We start from the raw sequence: 17215 nt of genomic DNA, 5'->3' as shown, positions 1-17215 counted from the left end.
GCAGTAGAGTCCTGCCATGACCGAAGGGCTTCGCGAGCGCAAGAAGCGCAAGACCCGCCGGCACCTCTCCGACGTGGCGATCGGGCTGTTCGTCGACCGCGGCTTCGACCAGGTCACGATCGCCGAGATCGCCGCGGCGGCCGAGGTGTCGGTGAACACGCTCTACAACTACTTCACCGCCAAGGAAGATCTCGTGCTGCCGCCCGAGGAGGCCTCGCCGCAGCGGCTCGCCGACATCGTGCGCGAGCGCGCGCCGGGCGTGTCGGCGGTGCGGGCGGTGCTGGCCCGCCTGCGCGAGGAGGTGCGCGGGCGCGAGCGCAGCCTGGGGCTGACGGCCGGGTTCGGCCAGGTGCTGGAGATGATGCTGGCCGCTCCCACGCTGCGGGCGCGCCTGGAGGAGCTGGGCCGGCAGATGACCGACGCGCTCGCCGACACGCTGGCCGCGGAGACGGGGGCCGAGCCGGGCGATCCGCTGCCGCGGGCCGTCGCCTGGCAGATCGGCTGCCTGCACTCGCTGGTCTACGCCGAGGTCGGCCGGCGGGTGGCCGCCGGGGAGGGGCCCGACGCCATCGCCGAGGCCGTGCTGGAGCTGCTGGACGTGACCGAGGGGCTGCTCGGCGAGCCGTTGCTGACCTATGCCGTACGGGAGGGCTGAGCGTTGTTCCGGGTGACCATCCGCGGGAAGTTCGACGGCATCGACGAGGAGGGGCGGGCCGCGGTGCTGGCGGCGCACGACACGGCGTTCACCGAGGCGGGCACGTTCACCCACGACGGGACCGTGTCGGCGTTCACCTTCCGCTGCCAGGTGCCCGCCGGGCCGGACGACGGGGAGCACGAGGCCACCGGGCGGGCGGTCGCGGCGCTGGAGGCGTACGGGGTGCCGTACCAGGTGCTGCAGGTCGCGGTGACCGACATGCGGGACATCAGGATCCGCAGGAAGGGGCGCCGCTGATCCCATATTTGGGATATGGTCCCGAATGTGGGACACGATCTGGATGAGCGGCTGGCCGGGCGGCTCGCCGAGTTGCGGGTCGAGCGCGACTGGTCGCTCGACGAGCTGGCGCGGCGGGCCGGGATCAGCCGTTCGACGTTGTCCCGGCTGGAGCGCGGGGAGATCAGCCCCACCGCCGCCCTGCTCAACAAGCTCTGCGCGGTCTACGGACGCACGATGTCGCGCCTGCTGGCCGAGGTGGAGCCGGAGCCGGCGCAGGTGGTGCGGGCGGCGTCCCAGGCGGTGTGGCGGGACGAGAGCTCGGGCTTCGAGCGACGTTCGGTCTCGCCGCCGCATCCCGGGCTGCGCGGCGAGGTCGTCGAGGGGCGGCTGCGGCCGGGCGCGGACATCGCCTACGACGAGCCGCCGGTCCCCGGGCTCGAACAGCACGTCTGGGTGCTGGAGGGCGTCGTGGAGATCACCGCCGACAGCCGCCCCCACCGGCTGGAGGCGGGCGACTGCCTGCGGTTCCGCCTGTGGGGGCGGTCGCGGTTCCGCTGCCCGGGGCCCTCGCCGGCCCGTTACGCCCTGCTCGTCGTCCTGCCCTGAGCGCAGCCCGGACACAGAAGGAGCCCTCTCGTGCACACCGTCACCCGCATGTCCGCGCAGGAGTTCGCCGGCAGCGTCGAGGAACTGGCCGTGCTGCTGGCCGACGCCGTCGACAGCGGCGCCTCGGTCGGCTTCCTCAAGCCGTTCGGCCCGGCCGAGGCCGCGGCCTGGTGGCGGGAGCAGACGGCGGCGGTGGCCGAGGGCGGCATGGCGGTGTGGGCCTGCCGCGACGCCGACGGCTTCCTGGCCGGCACGGTCAGCCTGGTGCCGGCCCGCAAGCCCAATTCATGGCACCGGGCCGAGCTGGTCAAGCTCCTGGTGCACCGCCGGGCGCGCGGGCGCGGCCTGTCCCGCCTCCTGCTGGCCGCCGCCGAGGCCGGCGCCGTCGCGGCCGGGGCCGGCCTGCTGGTGCTCGACACCGAGACCGGCAGCGCCGCCGAGCACGTCTACCTCACCGGCGGGTGGACCCGCTACGGCGTCGTGCCCGGCTACGCCGGCGCCCCCGACGGCACCCTGCTCGACTGCAGCTTCTTCTACAAGCGCCTCCCGGCTCGCGCGTGAGCCGGTCGAGCCCCCCGGCGGGCGGCTCGCGGCGGGGGCCCGCCTAGAATGGGCTTCGGATCTTCATCGGGGGGTTGACGTGCCGTCCTGGGCAGAGCAGGCGATCTTCTGGCACGTCTACCCGCTGGGCTTCCTGGGCGCCGAGCGCGCCGCCGTGCCGCGGGTCACCCACCGGCTCGCGGGCCTGACGCCGTGGCTCGACCACGCCGCCGCGCTGGGCGCCGACGGGCTGCAGCTCGGCCCGATCTTCGCCGCCGAGACCCACGGCTACGACACCCTCGACCACTTCCGCGTCGATCCGCGCCTGGGCGACGACGGCGACTTCGACGCGCTGGTGTCGGCCGCCCACGAGCGCGGGCTGCGGGTGGTCCTCGACGGCGTCTTCAACCACGTGGGTCAGGGATTCCCGCGCTTCCAGCAGGCCCTGCGCGAGGGGCCGGGCTCGGCGGCCGCGCGCTGGTTCCGGCTGCGCTGGCCCGCCGGCGGCGGCGCGCCCGCGCACGACGACTTCGAGGGGCACCAGTCGCTCGTCGCGCTCGACCACGCCGAACCGGCCGTCGCCGAGCACGTCGCGGCGGTGCTGGCCCACTGGCTCGACCGCGGCGCCGACGGCTGGCGGCTGGACGCCGCCTACGCCGTGCCGCCGGAGTTCTGGGCGCGGGTGCTGCCCGAGGTGCGCCGCGGGCGGCCCGAGGCGTACGTGGTGGGGGAGGTCATCCACGGCGACTACGTCGCGTTCGTGGCCGAGACCGGCGTGGACGCGGTCACCCAGTACGAGCTGTGGAAGGCGATCTGGAGCTCGCTCAACGACCGCAACGCCTTCGAGCTGGCCTGGGCGCTCAAGCGCCACGCCGCCTTCGCCGAGTCCTTCGTGCCGATGACGTTCGTCGGCAACCACGACGTCACCCGCCTGGCCAGCCGCCTGGCCGACGAGCGCCACCTGCCGCACGCCCTGGCCGTGCTGATGACGGTCGCCGGCACGCCCTCGCTGTACGCCGGCGACGAGTACGCCCTGCGCGGCGTCAAGGAGGAGCGCGAGGGTGGCGACGACGCCGTGCGCCCGGCCTTCCCCGCCTCCCCGCTGGAGATGCCGCCGGCCGGCCTGCCGGTCCTCGACCTGCACCGGCGGCTCGTCGCGGTGCGCCGCCGCCACCGGTGGCTGCCCCGCGCCCACACCACCGACCTGGTCCTGTCCAACCAGCTCTACGCCTACGAGAGCCGCTCCGGCGGCCACGCGCTGGCCGTCGCGCTGAGCACCTCCGACGAGCCGTCGCAGGTCACGCTGCCCTTCTCCGGGAGCCTCGCCGCCGGCGACGGCGTCCTGGACGGCTCGCTGCTGACCCTGCCCCCGCACGGCTGGGCCGTCGTCGAACCCTGAACAGGGCGACCTACCTGTAATCACTACGAACAGTAGCGTTACGGCAACGTTCCGCTACGACTTCTTCGGGCATCAATATCGCGACAAAGCCGACGCGGTCGCCAATAGGGCGAAGCAGCCTGCCGAAGCGGGCCCGTCGTGCGTCCCCCGCGAGAGGAATGCCTTCTCATGCCCATGACCCGGCTCCCCCCTGTCCTGTGCGCCGCCGCGCTGGCGGCCGCCACCCTGACGGCCCCCGCGCTGGCGGCCGGCCCCAGCACGGACGCCGCCGCCTGCATCCGGAACCTGGCCAAGAACCACACCTACAAGGACGGCTCCCGCACCTACACCACCGACGGCGCCGGACGGCCCGCCCAGGCCCTGGCCCCCCGGCTGGCCAGGAAAGCGGCCGCGCGCAGCGGGTGCGAGGCCACCGTCGGCAACTGGGGCGGCAGCGGCGACTGGCAGGGCGGCCATCTCATCGCCTCCTCCTTCTCCGGCGCCAGCCTGCGCTACAACCTCGTCCCGATGCGCGGCAGGCAGATCAACCAGGGCCTGATGCTCCGCGTCGAGAACGGCGCCCGCGCCTGTCTGGAAGCCAAGGGCGGCGCGGTGGCCGACTACCGCGTCCAGGTGCACTACCCCGACGGCACGACGGTGATCCCCGACCGCATCCACGTCTCCATGGCGGCGACGATCTCAGGGGTGTCCCGGCGGGTCACGGTGACCTTCCCGAACGCCACCCTGTCGGCCCGCGAGCTGGACTCCTGGCACACGAAGATCACCAACGCGTTCCGGACGGCGCACTGCATGAGCGCCTCTGACAAGGCGTAGCCACCGGCGTTGTGGGAACCCTGCATGCGGGACAGGCCCGTTCTGGTGTGGGATCGTCCTCATGACGAACGCAGGAAGACAGCGGCGGTTCCCCACCGGCGACCTGGCCAGGATCGCGGTGTTCGCCGCGCTGATCGCGGTGCTGGGCGCGCCGGGCGCGGTCAACATCCTCGGCAACGCGGTGCCGATCACGCTGCAGACGCTCGGCGTCATGCTGGCCGGGGCCATCCTCGGCAGCCGGCGGGGGGCGCTGGCGGTGGTCGTGCTGCTGGTGCTGGTCGCGGCCGGGCTGCCGCTGCTGGCGGGCGGGCGCGGCGGGCTGGGCGTGTTCACCGCCGCCTCCGCCGGGTTCCTGCTCGGCTGGGTTCCCGGCGCGGCGGTCACCGGGCTGCTGGTGGAGCGGGCGGGCCGGACGCCGAGCGTCCTGCGGCTGCTGGTGGCGTGCGCGGTGGGCGGGATCGGGGTGGTGTACCTCGTCGGCGTGCCGGTGCAGGCGCTGGTCACCGGGCTGCCGCTGACCAAGGCGCTGGCCCTCAGCGCCGCGTTCCTGCCGGGCGACGCGCTCAAGGCGGTGGTGGCCGCGCTGGTGGCCAGGGGCACGCAGCGCGCCTATCCCGACGCCGTTCCGGCGGTCCACCGCGAACGGGTGCGCTGATGCCGGTCGCCGAGCACGTCCTGCGGCACGCCGCCGACAGCCCGTCCCGGGTCGCGCTGCGCGGCCCGGGCGGCTCGCTGACCTACGGCGAGCTGGCCGGACGCGTCCAGGGCGGCGCGCGGCACCTTCGCGGGCGCGGCGAGCTGGCCGCCATCGCCCTTCATGACCCGGTCGAGCTGCTGACCGCCGTGCTGGCGGCCGATCTGGCGGGGGTGACGCCGCTGGTCGGCGACCCGGCCTGGAGCCCGGAGCGGTGGGCGCGGGTGGCCGGGGCGGCCGGCGCCGACCTGCGGGTCGACGAGCCGCTGCGGTCCGCGCCGGGCGCCCCGCTGGTGCCCGAGCCCCGTCCCGGCGACCGGGCGTGGGCGTGCTTCACCTCGGGCAGCACGGGCCGGCCGCGCGCGGTCGCGCGCACCCGCGCGTCCTGGACGCGTTCCTTCCCGCACCTGACCGAGCTGACCGGCATCGGCCCGGCCGACGTCGTCCTGGTGCCCGGCCCGTTGGTCTCCTCCCTGTACGCCTTCGCCGCCGTGCACACGCTGGCCGTCGGCGCGACCGCGGTGGTGCCGGGCGGGCGGCCCACGGCGGCGTCGCTGCGCGCGGCGACCGCGATCCATCTGGTGCCCCACCGGCTGCCCGAGGTGCTGGAGCAGGCTCCCGACCTGCGGACGGCCGTCGTCGGCGGCGCGGCGCTGAGCGGGCGGGCGCGGGAGCTGGCCGGGCGGGCGGGGGTGCGGGTGATGTCCTACTACGGCGCGACCGAGCTGTCGTTCGTGGCCTTCGACGCCGACGGAGGCGGGCTGCGCGCCTTCCCGGAGGTCGAGATCGAGGTCAGGGCCGAGCCGGGGCGCACGCTGGGCGAGGTGTGGGCGCGCTCGCCGTGGCTGGCCGAAGGCTATCTGGGCGGCGCGAGGGGCCCGCTGCGCCGCGACGGCGCGGGCTGGATGACGGTCGGCGACCTGGCCGAGCCGTACCGGGCCGGGCAGGTGCTGCGGGTGCGCGGGCGCGGCGACGGCGCGATCCAGACCGGCGGCGCGACCGTCGTGCCCGAGGACGTCGAGGCGGTGCTGCGGAACGTGCCGGGTGTGGGGGACATCGTGGTGATCGGGTCGCCGCACCCGTCGCTCGGCTCGGTGGTGACCGCGGTGGTCGAGGGCGCCTCGCCGCCGCCGCGCGCGCTGCTGGAGGCCGTCGCGCGCAGCGGGCTGGACGTGGCGCAGCGGCCCCGCCGCTGGTACGCCGTCTCCGCCCTGCCGCGTACCGGGTCGGGCAAGCCGGCGCGTGGCCTGGTGGCCGACCGGCTGGCCGGCGGCGACCCCGAGCTCCGGCGGCTGGTCTGACGTGGGCGGGCGACCCGTCATCGTGGCGGCCCGCCGTACGCCCATCGGCACGGCCGGGCACGCCTTCAAGGACGTGACCGTCGACCGGCTGGCCGCCCGCGTGATCGAGGCGGTGGCCGCCGAGGCCGGTCGGCCGGTGGACGACGTGGTGCTCGGCAACTGCATGGGCCCCGGCGGGAACGTGGCCCGGGTCTCGGCGCTGGCCGCCGGGCTCGGCCACGGCGTGCCCGGCCTGACCGTCGACCGGCAGTGCGGCAGCGGGCTGGCCGCGATCCTGGTGGCCGGGCAGGCGGTGGCCGCGGGGGAGATGGATCTGGTGATCGCCGGGGGAGCCGAGAGCGCCTCGACCGCGCCGCTGCGCACGCCGCGGGGCGCGGACCGCCCCTACGACCGGGCGCCCTTCGCCCCCGAGGGCCATCCCGACCCCGACATGGGCCCGGCCGCCGAGGCCCTGGCCGGCGCGTACGGCATCAGCCGCGCCCGCCAGGACGACTACGCCCGCCTCAGCCACGCCAAGGCGCTGGCCGCCCGCGCGGCGGGCGCCTTCGACCGGGAGATCGTGCCGGTCGGCGACCGGGCGGAGGACCAGCGTCCCAGGGCGCTGCGGGCGGCCTCGCTGGCCCGGTTGCCCGCGGCGTTCGTGCCGGGCGGTACAGTGACCGCCGGTAATTCCTCCCCGGTCAGCGACGGCGCGGCCGCCGTGGCGCTGGCGCCCGAGCGGGCCGGCCTGCCGGGGTTGCGGCTGTTGGCCGGGTCCGTCGTCGGGTGCGATCCGGCGCTGCCCGGGTGGGGGCCGGTGCCCGCGGTCCGCCGGGTGCTGGCACGTGCGGGGGTGGACATGGGACGGGTGGCCGCGGTGGAGATCGTGGAGGCGTTCGCGGCGCAGGTGCTGGCCGTCACCGACGCGCTCGGCCTCGACCCGCTGGAGGCCGACCGCGATCGGGTGTGCGCCGGCGGCGGCGCGCTGGCGCTCGGCCATCCGTGGGGCGCGACCGGCGCGGTGGTGGTGACCAGGCTCTTCTCCAGGCTGGTGCGGGCCGGGGCGCCCGCGGGCACGCTGGGGCTGGCGGCCGCGGCGGTGGGCGGCGGGCTGGGCGTGGCCGCGCTGTTCGAGGTGGTCGCGTGATCGAGTTCGCCGACGTGCACGTCCGGCTGGGCGTCCGTGACGTGCTGCGCGGCGTCACCGCGAGCCTGGCCGAGCGCCGGGTGGGCGTGGTCGGCGCGAACGGCTCGGGCAAGAGCACGCTGGCCCGGCTGATCAACGGCCTGGCGCTGCCGACCTCGGGCGAGGTCACCGTGCTCGGCCTGGACACCCGGCGTCAGGCCGCGCGGATCAGGCGGCGGGTGGGGTTCCTGTTCACCGACCCCGACGCGCAGATCGTCATGCCGACCGTGGCCGAGGACGTCGCCTTCTCCCTGCGCCGCAAGGGCCTGCCGCGCGAGGAGGTCGAGCGCCGGGTGCACGACGTGCTGGCCCGGCACGGCCTGGGCGGGCACGCCGACCATCCGGCCCACCACCTGTCCGGCGGCCAGAAGCAGTTGCTGGCCCTGTGCGCGGTCATGGTGCTCGAACCCGACATCCTGGTCATGGACGAGCCCACGACGCTGCTCGACCTGCGCCATTCACGGCAGGTGGCCGAGTTGTTGCGGGAGATGCCGCAGCAGGTGGTGGCGGTGACGCACGACCTGCCGCTGCTGGCCGGGTTCGACCGGGTGCTGGTGCTGGACGAGGGCCGGGTGGTCGCCGACGGCACGCCGGCCGAGGCGATCGGCCACTACACCAAGCTGATGGCGTGAACGGGCTCACCGGGGCGTACGTGCCGGGCGGCTCGTGGCTGCACCGGCTGCCGGCCGGGGTCAAGCTGGCGGGGCTGGCGGTGTCGTGCACGGCGCTGGTGCTGTTGCGGCCGCCGGTGGCGCTGGCGGGGGCGGCGGTCGTGGCGGCGGCGCTGTACGCGTCGGCGCGGGTGGGGGGACGGGCGGCGTGGGCGCAGGTCCGGCCGGTGCGCTGGTTCGCGGTCATGCTGTTCGTGCTGCAACTGGTGTTCGCGGACCTGGACGCGGCGGTGTCCTCGACGTTGCGGGTGGTGCTGGCCGTGGCGCTGGCGGGGCTGGTGACGCTGACCACGCGGACGGCGGACATGCTGGCGGCGCTGGAGCGCGTCCTGTCGCCGGTCAGATTCGTGGGGCTGGACCCGTTCCGGCTGTCGTTGCTGCTCTCGCTCACCGTGCGCAGCGTGCCGGTGGTGGCGTCGCTGGCGGTGCGGATCAGGGAGGCGCAGCGGGCGCGGGGGGTCGAGCGCAGCGTGCGGGCCTTCGCGGTGCCGCTGGTGGTGGGGGCTCTGCGGCACGCGGACGCGCTGGGCGAGGCGCTGTCGGCCCGCGGGCTCGACGACTGACCCCCACTACATCACAAAGCGGACATAAGGCAGTTACAACTTACACCTCCATTTTTGGTCAAATATAGCCTTCTTGCGTAAATAAACGACAAAACGGACGTCGATCGTTCGTTGCGCAAGGAGTCCTTCCCCCGTGCTGCCCACAAGAGCGCTGCTCGCCGCCTGCCTGCTGGTCCCCCTTCCCGCCGTCCTGCAGGGGACGGCGCACGCGGCCGCGTACTGCTCGATTCCCGACACGCCCGCCCTCACCGCCCAGGAGTCGGGGCCGCGTGAGGGCTACCTGGCCGGATCGGGCAGCGACGCCTTCGTGGACTGGGTCTACCCCAGCCCGCGCCCGGCGGCCAAGGAGCCGACGGCGGCCCAGCGCCGCGACTACGCCGGCTTCCCCAACCTCACCGCGATCGACGTGGTCCGGCCCGACGGCACGCCCGGCCAGAAGCTGATCGCCACCTGGTCCACCAACGTGGACGCGGTCATGGCCCAGACCAGCGGCATGGCCGTCTCCGACGACGGCGGACTGACCTTCGGCCCGGCGCGCAGCACGCCGCTGCGCGAGGCGCCGGTGCAGTTGCACGACGGCCGCCTGTTCGGCACCGCCTACTACCTGTCGAAGGTCGACGCCCACACCAACGAGCTGGACGTGCACACCTCCACCGACCTCGGCCAGACCTGGGACACCGCCAAGGCCACCTTCACCAGCCCGGACGAGCTGGTCGGCGGCGGCGTGGCGCACGGCGTGCCGATCCAACTGGCTGACGGGACGGTCCTGGTGACCGTCTACGCCCGCTACACCGCCACCGGCGGGAAGAACCAGGCCGAGCTGTACGCCAGCGCCGACGGCGGCCGGACCTTCGCCCGCCGCGGCGTCATCGCCCGTCCGGCCGGCGAGGCGACGTACAACGAGACGGCCGTCGAGCAGAGCGCCGACGGCAGCCTGCTGGCGGTCATGCGCAAGGACGGCGGCACCTACTCCACGCTGGCCTGGAGCCGCTCGACCGACGAGGGCCGCACCTGGTCGGCGGTGCGCGACCTGCAGCTGTCCGGCCAGAGCTGCACGGTGCGCGGCGTGGCCCCGCGCCTGCTGCTCATGCCCAACGGCGTGCTGGTGCTCAGCGCGGGCCGCCCGGACGACTGGCTGGCGATCTCCCCCGACGGCCGCGGCGACTCCTGGACGCAGCAGCGCGTGACCTACCACAACCGCGACGGCGTCTACGACACGCACGGCTCGTCCGGCTACACCGCGCTGGCCGCCGTCGGCGCCAACCGGCTGGTCCAGCTCTTCGACAACTGCAAGCTGCCCGGAGTCAAGGCCGACGGCACGCTGAACGAGACCGCCTGCCCGGCGAGCGGCAGGTTCGAGAACGGCGGCTGGTACGCCGTCAAGCGCCGCCACCTGGACGTCCTGGCCCCCGGCGCGGGCCGGATCGACCTGGCCGCCATGCAGCGCGCCGGTGAGCTGACCGTCGAGACGAACATGACCTGGGCCGACGCCCGGCGGCCGCGGGTGCGCCCCGACGGCGCCTTCGACGGCAGCACCGCGTACTGGTCCAGCGCCGTCTCCCAGGGCCCCGGCGAGTACGTCCTGCACCTGGACCGCGAGCAGACCTTCAACCGGATCGGCCTCAGCCTGCGCCCGGGGCACCCGGCCTCGGCCAGTGTCTACGTCTCCAAGGACGGCGCCGACTGGGGCCGTCCGGTGGCCACGGTCACCGGGCGCACCGACTACGCGCTGCGCCACCAGCCGGTGAACGCCACCGGCCGGCACGTCAAGATCGTCGTCGAGGCCACGCCGGGCTGCGACGCCGAGATCGGCCCGAGCTGCGCGATGCTCAACGAGGTCGAGCTCCACTCCACGACCGACACCTTCGACAACGACCCGATCTGGCTGCGCCCGCGCGGCTACCAGAGCCTGTCGGCGGCGTGGGTGTCGCCGTACGAGGTGGGCGCCGACCGGGCGCTGACCCTGTCCGACAGGTCCACCACGCTCATGGCCAAGGCCGCCCGCAGCACGACCGCGAGCGCGCGCAAGACCCTGGAGTTCCGCTACAGGCCGGTCAGCGTGACCAACTCCTTCCTGTTCACGGTGACCAGCGGGACGACGTCGGCCTACCACCTGAGCATCAGCAGGGCAGGCGCGGTCAGCCGCTACGACGCCGCCACCAAGAAGTGGACGACCCTGGCCCCCGCCGGGACGGTCGGCGAGGGCTGGACCAGGATCCGCCTGGAGGCCACCACCTCGGCCGCCACCCTGTACGCCGGTGACCGGCAGATCGCCACGCTGCCCCGTACGGCCGCCGTGACCTCGATGGACGGCTACGCCTTCAGCAGCGCGGGCACCGCTCCGACCGGCGACGAGGCGCTGTTCGACGACGTGCGGTTCGAGGACCGCTGACCTCGCGCGGCGGCGCGGGAGCGTGCCCGCGCCGCCACCTTGGCCTGCCTTGCGCCGCCTCGACGGGCCGTGCCTATGATCGCGCCATGCCTCCCCTGACGCTTCCCCGCCAGCACGCCCGCACGGCCCGCTTCACCTACGGCGTCCCGCGGAACTTCACGATATCCCCGGACGGCGCGCGGGTGATCTTTCTGCGGTCGTCCTCGGGCGAGGACCCGGTGCACCGGCTGTGGTCGTTCACGGTGGCCACGGGGGAGGAGCGCCTGCTGGCCGAGCCGGGCGCGCCCGTGCCCGGCGCGCGGATGTCGGAGGCCGAGCGCGCCCGGCGGGAGCGCACCCGTGAGCACGCCGCCGGCATCGTCGCCTACGCCACCGACGCGGCCGTCACCAGGGCCGTCTACGCGGCCGACGGCGCGCTGCACACCGTCGACCTGCTGACCGGCGAGGTGACCCCGCTCGGCCTGACCGGCTCCGACCCGCGGCTGGACCCCACCGGCGAGCACGTCGCGTTCGTCTCCGGCGGGGCGCTGCACGTCGGCGAGCGGCCGCTGCTGGTTCCCGACGGCACCGACGTGACGTGGGGGCTGCCCGAGCACGTGGCGGGCGAGTCGATGGGCCGTCACCGCGGCTACTGGTGGGCGCCCGACGGCACCCGCCTGCTGGCCGCCCGGGTGGACAACGCCGCGGTGCAGAAGTGGTGCCTGGCCGAGCCGGCCGACCCCGGCCGGCCGCCGCGGACCGTGGCCTACCCGCCGGCCGGGACGGCCAACGCCGACGTGTCGTTGTGGCTGGTCACGCTGGAGGGCCGGCGCACCCGGGTGGTGTGGGACCGCGCGGCCTTCGAGTACGTGGCGGCGGTGTCATGGACCGGCCAGGGCCTGCTGGTGCTGGTGCAGAGCCGCGACCAGCGCACCACCCGCGTCCTGGAGGTCGATCCGGCCACCGGGGCGACCACGCCGGTGCGCGAGGACACCGACGACGCCTGGCTGGAGCTGGTGCCCGGCGTGCCGTCGCGCACGGCCGCGGGCGAGCTGGTCTGGACGGTCGACCGTGACGACACCCGCCGCCTGATGGTGGGCCAGGACGTGGTGACCCCGCCCGGCCTGCAGGTGCTGGCGGTGCTGGCCGTCGACGGCGACACCGTGCTCCTCCAGTGCTGCGAGGAGCCCACCGAACGGCACCTGTGCACCTGGTCCAGGGCCGAGGGCCTGGTCAGGGTGACCGCCGAGCCCGGCGTGCACACCGGTACGCGGGCGGGCGGGGCGACGGTCGTGGTGCGCCGCTCCCTTGAGGAGCACGGGGTGCGGGTGGGCGTGGGCGGCCGGGTGGTCGCCTCCCACGGCGCGGTCCCGGTGCTGCGGCCGCGGGTGGAGCTGGTGGCGCTGGGCAAGCGCGACCTGCGTACGGCGATCCTGTTCCCGTCCGGGCACGTGCCGGGGTCGGGGCGGTTGCCGGTGTTGTTGTCGCCGTACGCCGGGCCGATGGCGGCGCGGGTGCTGCGCGGCCTGGACGGCTTCGCGATCGAGCAGTGGTTCGCCGAGCAGGGCTTCGCCGTGCTGGTGACCGACGGCCGGGGCACGCCGGGCCGGGGGCCGGCCTGGGAGCGCGCGGTCCGGTTCGACAAGCTGAGCGCCGCGCTGGAGGACCAGGCCGACGCGCTGCAGGCCGCCGCCGCCCGCCATCCCGACCTGGATCTGGGCCGGGTGGCGATCCGCGGCTGGTCCTATGGCGGTTACCTGTCGGCCGCGGCGGTGCTGCGTCATCCCGACGTCTTCCACGTGGCCGTCGCGGGCGCCCCGGTGACCGATCCCCGCCTGTACGACACCCATTGGCAGGAGCGGTACCTGGGCCACCCCGACGAGCATCCCGAGGCCTACGACCGCTGCTCACTGCTGGCCGACGCGCCCGGCCTGACCCGTCCGCTGATGCTGGTGCACGGCCTGGCCGACGACAACGTCTTCGCCGCCCACACGCTGCGCCTGTCGGCGGCGCTGCTGGCCGCGGGCCGTCCGCACACGGTGCTGCCGCTGAGCGGGGTGACGCACATGGCCCCCCAGGAGGACGTGGCCGAGAACCTGCTGCTGCTGGAGCTGGACTTCATCCGCCACCACCTATCCCAGGTTTGACTTATATAAGTAGAGCCTGAAACACTGAGGTCGTGCACGCGTTCGACGTCCTCGGGGATCCGGTCCGCCGCCGGATCCTGGAGCTGCTGGCCGGCGGCGAGCAGAGCTCCGGCGAGGTCACCGCAGTCATCCAGCGAGAGTTCGGCGTCTCACAGCCGGCGGTCTCCCAGCACCTGAAGGTGCTGCGCGACAACGGGTTCGCCAGCGTGCGGGCCGAGGGCACGCGACGGCTCTACGCCGTGGAGCCCGCGCCGCTGCGGGAGGTCGACCTCTGGCTCGACCGTTTCCGCGGCTTCTGGGAGCAGCGCCTCGACGCGCTGGCCACCGAGCTGGCGCGGGGCAGAAGAAAGAAGCACGATGGACAGCCTTGACGAGATATCCCGGATCAGGCGCGAGCTGAAGGACGGCGAGCGCAAGACCGTGACACTGACCCGCCACTACGACGCGGAGGTGGAGGACGTCTGGGACGCCTGCACCGACGGTGAGCGCATAGCCCGCTGGTTCATGCCGGTCTCCGGCGATCTGCGGCTGGGGGGCACGTACCAGCTGGAGGGCAACGCGGGCGGGGAGATCCTCGCCTGCGAGCCGCCCTCCTACCTCAGGGTGAGCTGGTTGTTCGGGCCCGACCCCGGCTTCTCCGAGGTCGAGGTGCGCCTGTCGGCCGAGGGTGGGGGCACCCTGTTCGAGCTGCGCCACACCGCCGAGGTGCCACCGGAGATGTGGGGCCGGTTCGGGCCCGGGGCGGTCGGCGTGGGCTGGGACCTCGGGCTTCTGGGCCTGGGGCTGCACCTTTCCGGGCTGCACCTGCCCGACAAGGCCGGCTTCGAGCTGACCGGCGATGGCCGCCGCTACATCACGGCCAGCAGCCGGGCGTGGGGCACGGCCTTCGAGGAGGCCGGGGCGCCGCCCGAGGCCGCCGCCGCCGCGGTCGCCGCCACCACCGCTTTCTACCTACCGACGGAGGACCAGTCATGAGCCAGAAGACCACGACGTTCCTGATGTTCCAGAACCGCGACGCCGAGGAGGCGATGAACTTCTACGTGTCGCTGTTCGAGGACTCCAAGGTGGTGGCCGTCTCCCATTACGGCCCGGAGGGGCCGGGGCCCGAGGGCACCGTCATGCACGCCACGTTCACCCTGGCCGGCCAGGAGTACATGTGCATCGACAGCAGTGAGCGGCACGCGTTCGGCTTCACCCCCTCGATGTCGATCTGGGTCGCGTGCGACACCGAGGAGGAGATCGACCGGCTCTACGCGGCGCTGGCGGAGGGCGGCCAGCCGCTGATGCCGATCGGCTCGTACGGCTTCAGCACGAGATTCGGCTGGGTCAACGACCGGTTCGGCGTCTCCTGGCAGCTCAACCTGGCCTGAGGGCCGCTCCCGGCGGAGGTCAGACCAGGCTCTGGCCTCCGTCGACGGTGAGCACGGTGCCGGTCGCGAAGTTGTTGGCCATGAGGAACAGCGCGGCCGAGGCCGCCTCCTGCGCGGTGCCGAACCGGCCGAGCGGCGTGTTCCGGCCGGCCGCGGCGACCGCCTCCGCTCCGTCGAGGCCGAGGCTGCCGCGCGAGAGCGGCGTGTCCACGATGCCGTACCTGACGGCGTTGACGCGCAGCCGCATCGGGGCGAGCTCGACGGCCAGGGTCCTGGTGAGCCCTTCGACGGCGCCGAGGATCGCGATGGCGGCGGCCGCGCCGGGGACGGGCCGCTGGAGGTAGAGGCCGGAGCTGAAGGTGACCGAGCCGCCGGGGGGCATGGCGCGGGCGGCGGCGCGGGCGGCGGCGTAGGCGCCCCAGAACCGGCCGTCCACGGCCTGGCGGAGCCGGTCGACGGGGGTGTCCAGGAACGGGCCGCCGGCCAGGCCGCCCGCGGTGACCAGCAGGTGGTCGACGGGGCCGCCGACCTCGTCCAGGACGCGCTCCAGGTCGCGTTCGTCGGTGCCGTCACCGGCGATGCCCGTCACGGTGGCGCCGGGGGTGCGCACCTGCTCCACTGCCGCGGCCAGGCGGTCGCGGTCGCGGGCCACCAGCGTCACGCGCGCCCCGGCGGAGGCCAGCAGCGCGCCGGCCGCGAGCCCGATGCCGGAGCTGCCGCCGACGACCACGACGGTACGGCCGGCCAGCGCGGCGGCGACCAGGCGGCGCATCCTGGCGGCCGCCACGGCCGAGTACGCCGAGCACGGCCTGGCCGGCGCCAGGATCGACCGCATCGCGACCGCCGCCCAGGCCAACAAGCAGGCCATCTACCTCTACTTCGGCGGCAAGGAGAAGCTGTTCGGCACGGTGGTGCGGAACAAGCTCGACGAGATCTGCCACGCGGTGAGCCTCGACCCGCGCACCCTTCCCGAGGCCGTCGGCGTGCTGTTCGACTGGTACCAGGAGCATCCGGAGCTGGTCCGGTTGCTGATGTGGGAGGCGCTGGAGGTCGGCGAGGCGCCGGTCGAGGGGGAGCGCGAACGCAGGGAGTCCTACGTCGAGCACGTCGAGGGCCTGGCGGCGGCCGGCATGCGCGACCGTGCTACGGCCCAGGACTGGCTGTTCACCGTGCTGGGCCTGGTGGCGTGGAACTTCGCCGCCCCGCAGATGCGCCGGCTCATCCTCGACGAGCCCGACCCGGGCCGGGCGCTGGCCCGGCGCCGTGCGGCGGTCGTGGCGGCGGCGCGGGCCCTGGCGGCGGCGCACGCCCCGGCCGACGCCGTCTGAGAGCTGCGGCGAGTAGGGTGAGTAAGTGTTCACCCACCCCTCTCGCGAAGGGCACGACATGAGGCTCGTCATCTTCGGGGCGACCGGCCGCACGGGACTGGAGCTCGTCCGGCAGGCGCTCGACCTGGGCCACGAGGTCACCGCCGTCGTCCGCGACCCCGCCCGGTTGCCGGCCGGGCTGCGCGATCGCGTCGAGACCGTGACCGCCGACCTGGCCGACTCCCAGGCCGTCGCCCCGGCGATCAAGGGCAGGGACGCCGTCCTGATCGCGCTCGGCCCGCGCGGGCGCGGCCCGACGACCGTGCACACGACCGGCATGCGCTCGATCCTCCAGGCGATGACGCGGGTCTCGGCCCGGCGGGTGCTGCTGGTGAGCGCCGCGGGCATGGTCGCCGACGCCGGCGACGGCCTGTTCACCCGGTACGTACTCAAGCCCCTCATCCTGCAACCGCTGCTGAAGAGCTCCTACACCGACCTGGCCGAGTCCGAGCGCCTGCTGCGCGCCTCGGGCCTGGACTGGACGATCGTGCGCCCCTCCCGCCTGCTCGACGGCGGGCTCACCGGCCGTTACCGCACGGCCGTGGATCTCAACCTGCGCGGCGGCCGCTCCACCACCCGCGCCGACCTGGCCGACTGCATGCTGAAGCTGGCCGGCGACCCCGCCTCGGCGGGGCACGTCGTCTCGGTGGCCACCTAGGGACGGGCCGCGATCGAGGCGAGGAAGCCGTCGAGCAGGGCGGTCTGGACGTCCTCGGGGAAGCGGCCGGGGTCGAACAGCGCCTGGACGACGAGCCCGTGCGTGAAGGCCACCGCACCGGCCGCCAGCCGTTCCGGGTCGGCCTGCGGGGGCAGTTCGCCGAGGTCGCGGGCGGTCTCCAGGTGCGCGCGCAGCGCCGAGCGCAGTCGGGTGTAGCGGGCGGCCTGGCCGGCGCCGAGGTCGTCGTCGGCCAGGGCCAGGTCCCATGAGCTGACCCAGATGCGGTTGCGGGCGACGTCGGCGGGGCTCAGCGGCAGGATGTCGAGCAGCGCGGCTCGCAGCGCGGCGAGGCCGGCGGCCGGGGGCTCGCGGCGGGGACGGGCGGCGGTGCGCTTCTCCAGCAGGTCGAGCGCGTGCCCGACCAGGGCCCGCTTGGTGGGGAAGTAGTGCATGAGCAGGCCGGTCGACACGCCCATGGCGGCGGCGACGGCGCGCAGCGTCAGCCCGCCGAACCCCTTGTCGGCCAGCACCTGCCAGACCGCCTGCGAGACGTCTCCGCGGCGGGCTTCACGGTCTCCTGCGGCGGGCGGCATGCTGCTACCTTACATACCGAACG

The 17215-nt window shown here is 74.7% G+C and carries 20 protein-coding genes; 18 read left to right on the top strand and 2 right to left on the bottom strand.

Features of this window, described 5'->3' with window-relative positions:
- Positions 1-16: 16 nt before the first annotated feature.
- The 16 genes from ABZ444_RS31570 to ABZ444_RS31495 all read left to right on the top strand — a co-directional run bounded on the left by ABZ444_RS31570 (position 17) and on the right by ABZ444_RS31495 (position 14574).
- A complete protein-coding gene (locus tag ABZ444_RS31570) occupies positions 17-655 on the top strand; it encodes a TetR family transcriptional regulator (protein WP_358004696.1) in 639 nt (212 codons plus the stop codon).
- Positions 656-667: 12 nt separating this feature from the next.
- Complete coding sequence (locus ABZ444_RS31565) at positions 668-952, top strand: DUF6204 family protein (protein ID WP_358004693.1); 285 nt, start codon at positions 668-670, stop codon at positions 950-952.
- Between the two features lie 27 nt (positions 953-979).
- A complete protein-coding gene (locus ABZ444_RS31560; protein WP_358004690.1) occupies positions 980-1540 on the top strand; it encodes an XRE family transcriptional regulator in 561 nt (186 codons plus the stop codon).
- 30 nt (positions 1541-1570) lie between these two features.
- Positions 1571-2101 (top strand): GNAT family N-acetyltransferase, encoded by a 531-nt coding sequence (locus ABZ444_RS31555; protein WP_358004687.1) that lies wholly within the window; start codon positions 1571-1573, stop codon positions 2099-2101.
- 79 nt (positions 2102-2180) lie between these two features.
- Positions 2181-3479, top strand: coding sequence for an alpha-amylase family protein (locus ABZ444_RS31550; protein ID WP_358004684.1), 1299 nt, complete (start codon positions 2181-2183; stop codon positions 3477-3479).
- A gap of 174 nt (positions 3480-3653) precedes the next feature.
- Complete coding sequence (locus ABZ444_RS31545) at positions 3654-4292, top strand: DNA/RNA non-specific endonuclease (RefSeq protein WP_358004681.1); 639 nt, start codon at positions 3654-3656, stop codon at positions 4290-4292.
- A 61-nt stretch (positions 4293-4353) separates the two neighbouring features.
- Positions 4354-4947 (top strand): biotin transporter BioY, encoded by a 594-nt coding sequence (locus ABZ444_RS31540; RefSeq protein ID WP_358004678.1) that lies wholly within the window; start codon positions 4354-4356, stop codon positions 4945-4947.
- Positions 4947-6287, top strand: a complete 1341-nt coding sequence (locus ABZ444_RS31535) for an AMP-binding protein (protein WP_358004675.1) — start codon at positions 4947-4949, stop codon at positions 6285-6287. The genes ABZ444_RS31540 and ABZ444_RS31535 overlap by 1 nt, the downstream gene beginning before the upstream one ends.
- 1 nt (position 6288) lies before the next feature.
- Complete coding sequence (locus ABZ444_RS31530; protein WP_358004672.1) at positions 6289-7413, top strand: thiolase family protein; 1125 nt, start codon at positions 6289-6291, stop codon at positions 7411-7413.
- Positions 7410-8084: an ABC transporter ATP-binding protein gene (locus tag ABZ444_RS31525; RefSeq protein WP_358004669.1), complete on the top strand. Its 675-nt coding sequence runs from the start codon at positions 7410-7412 to the stop codon at positions 8082-8084. Before ABZ444_RS31530 ends, ABZ444_RS31525 begins: the two co-directional genes overlap by 4 nt.
- On the top strand, positions 8081-8686 hold the full coding sequence (locus tag ABZ444_RS31520) for an energy-coupling factor transporter transmembrane protein EcfT (protein WP_358004666.1): 606 nt from the start codon (positions 8081-8083) through the stop codon (positions 8684-8686). Before ABZ444_RS31525 ends, ABZ444_RS31520 begins: the two co-directional genes overlap by 4 nt.
- A gap of 133 nt (positions 8687-8819) precedes the next feature.
- A complete protein-coding gene (locus tag ABZ444_RS31515) occupies positions 8820-11078 on the top strand; it encodes an exo-alpha-sialidase (protein ID WP_358004663.1) in 2259 nt (752 codons plus the stop codon).
- An 86-nt stretch (positions 11079-11164) separates the two neighbouring features.
- Positions 11165-13204, top strand: a complete 2040-nt coding sequence (locus tag ABZ444_RS31510; RefSeq protein WP_358004660.1) for a prolyl oligopeptidase family serine peptidase — start codon at positions 11165-11167, stop codon at positions 13202-13204.
- Positions 13205-13236: 32 nt separating this feature from the next.
- Entirely contained in the window at positions 13237-13575 is a 339-nt protein-coding gene (locus ABZ444_RS31505; protein WP_352356418.1) for a metalloregulator ArsR/SmtB family transcription factor, read from the top strand.
- On the top strand, positions 13562-14179 hold the full coding sequence (locus ABZ444_RS31500) for an SRPBCC family protein (RefSeq protein ID WP_358004657.1): 618 nt from the start codon (positions 13562-13564) through the stop codon (positions 14177-14179). The genes ABZ444_RS31505 and ABZ444_RS31500 overlap by 14 nt, the downstream gene beginning before the upstream one ends.
- Complete coding sequence (locus tag ABZ444_RS31495; RefSeq protein ID WP_358004655.1) at positions 14176-14574, top strand: VOC family protein; 399 nt, start codon at positions 14176-14178, stop codon at positions 14572-14574. Before ABZ444_RS31500 ends, ABZ444_RS31495 begins: the two co-directional genes overlap by 4 nt.
- 19 nt (positions 14575-14593) lie before the next feature.
- Here the strand turns inward: ABZ444_RS31495 and ABZ444_RS31490 are convergent, their stop codons facing one another.
- Complete coding sequence (locus ABZ444_RS31490; protein ID WP_358004652.1) at positions 14594-15346, bottom strand: SDR family oxidoreductase; 753 nt, start codon at positions 15344-15346, stop codon at positions 14594-14596.
- On the opposite strand from ABZ444_RS31490, the gene ABZ444_RS31485 reads away from it, so the two are divergent.
- Together ABZ444_RS31485 and ABZ444_RS31480 are read left to right on the top strand one after the other, a co-directional pair.
- Complete coding sequence (locus ABZ444_RS31485) at positions 15279-15902, top strand: TetR family transcriptional regulator (RefSeq protein WP_358004649.1); 624 nt, start codon at positions 15279-15281, stop codon at positions 15900-15902. The genes ABZ444_RS31490 and ABZ444_RS31485 overlap by 68 nt on opposite strands.
- Positions 15903-15960: 58 nt before the next feature.
- The gene (locus ABZ444_RS31480; RefSeq protein WP_358004646.1) at positions 15961-16599 is read left to right on the top strand and encodes an SDR family oxidoreductase; all 639 of its coding nucleotides are present in this window, start codon (positions 15961-15963) and stop codon (positions 16597-16599) included.
- Here the strand turns inward: ABZ444_RS31480 and ABZ444_RS31475 are convergent.
- Positions 16596-17192, bottom strand: a complete 597-nt coding sequence (locus ABZ444_RS31475) for a TetR/AcrR family transcriptional regulator (protein ID WP_358004643.1) — start codon at positions 17190-17192, stop codon at positions 16596-16598. The two genes, ABZ444_RS31480 and ABZ444_RS31475, sit on opposite strands and share 4 nt — an antisense overlap.
- Between the last annotated feature and the right edge of the window lie 23 nt (positions 17193-17215).

The sequence above is a fragment of the Nonomuraea sp. NPDC005730 genome, assembly GCF_040630865.1.
Lineage (GTDB): Bacteria > Actinomycetota > Actinomycetes > Streptosporangiales > Streptosporangiaceae > Nonomuraea.
The sequence above is the reverse complement of the archived record's forward strand: the minus strand, read 5'-3'. Positions and strand labels throughout refer to the sequence as shown.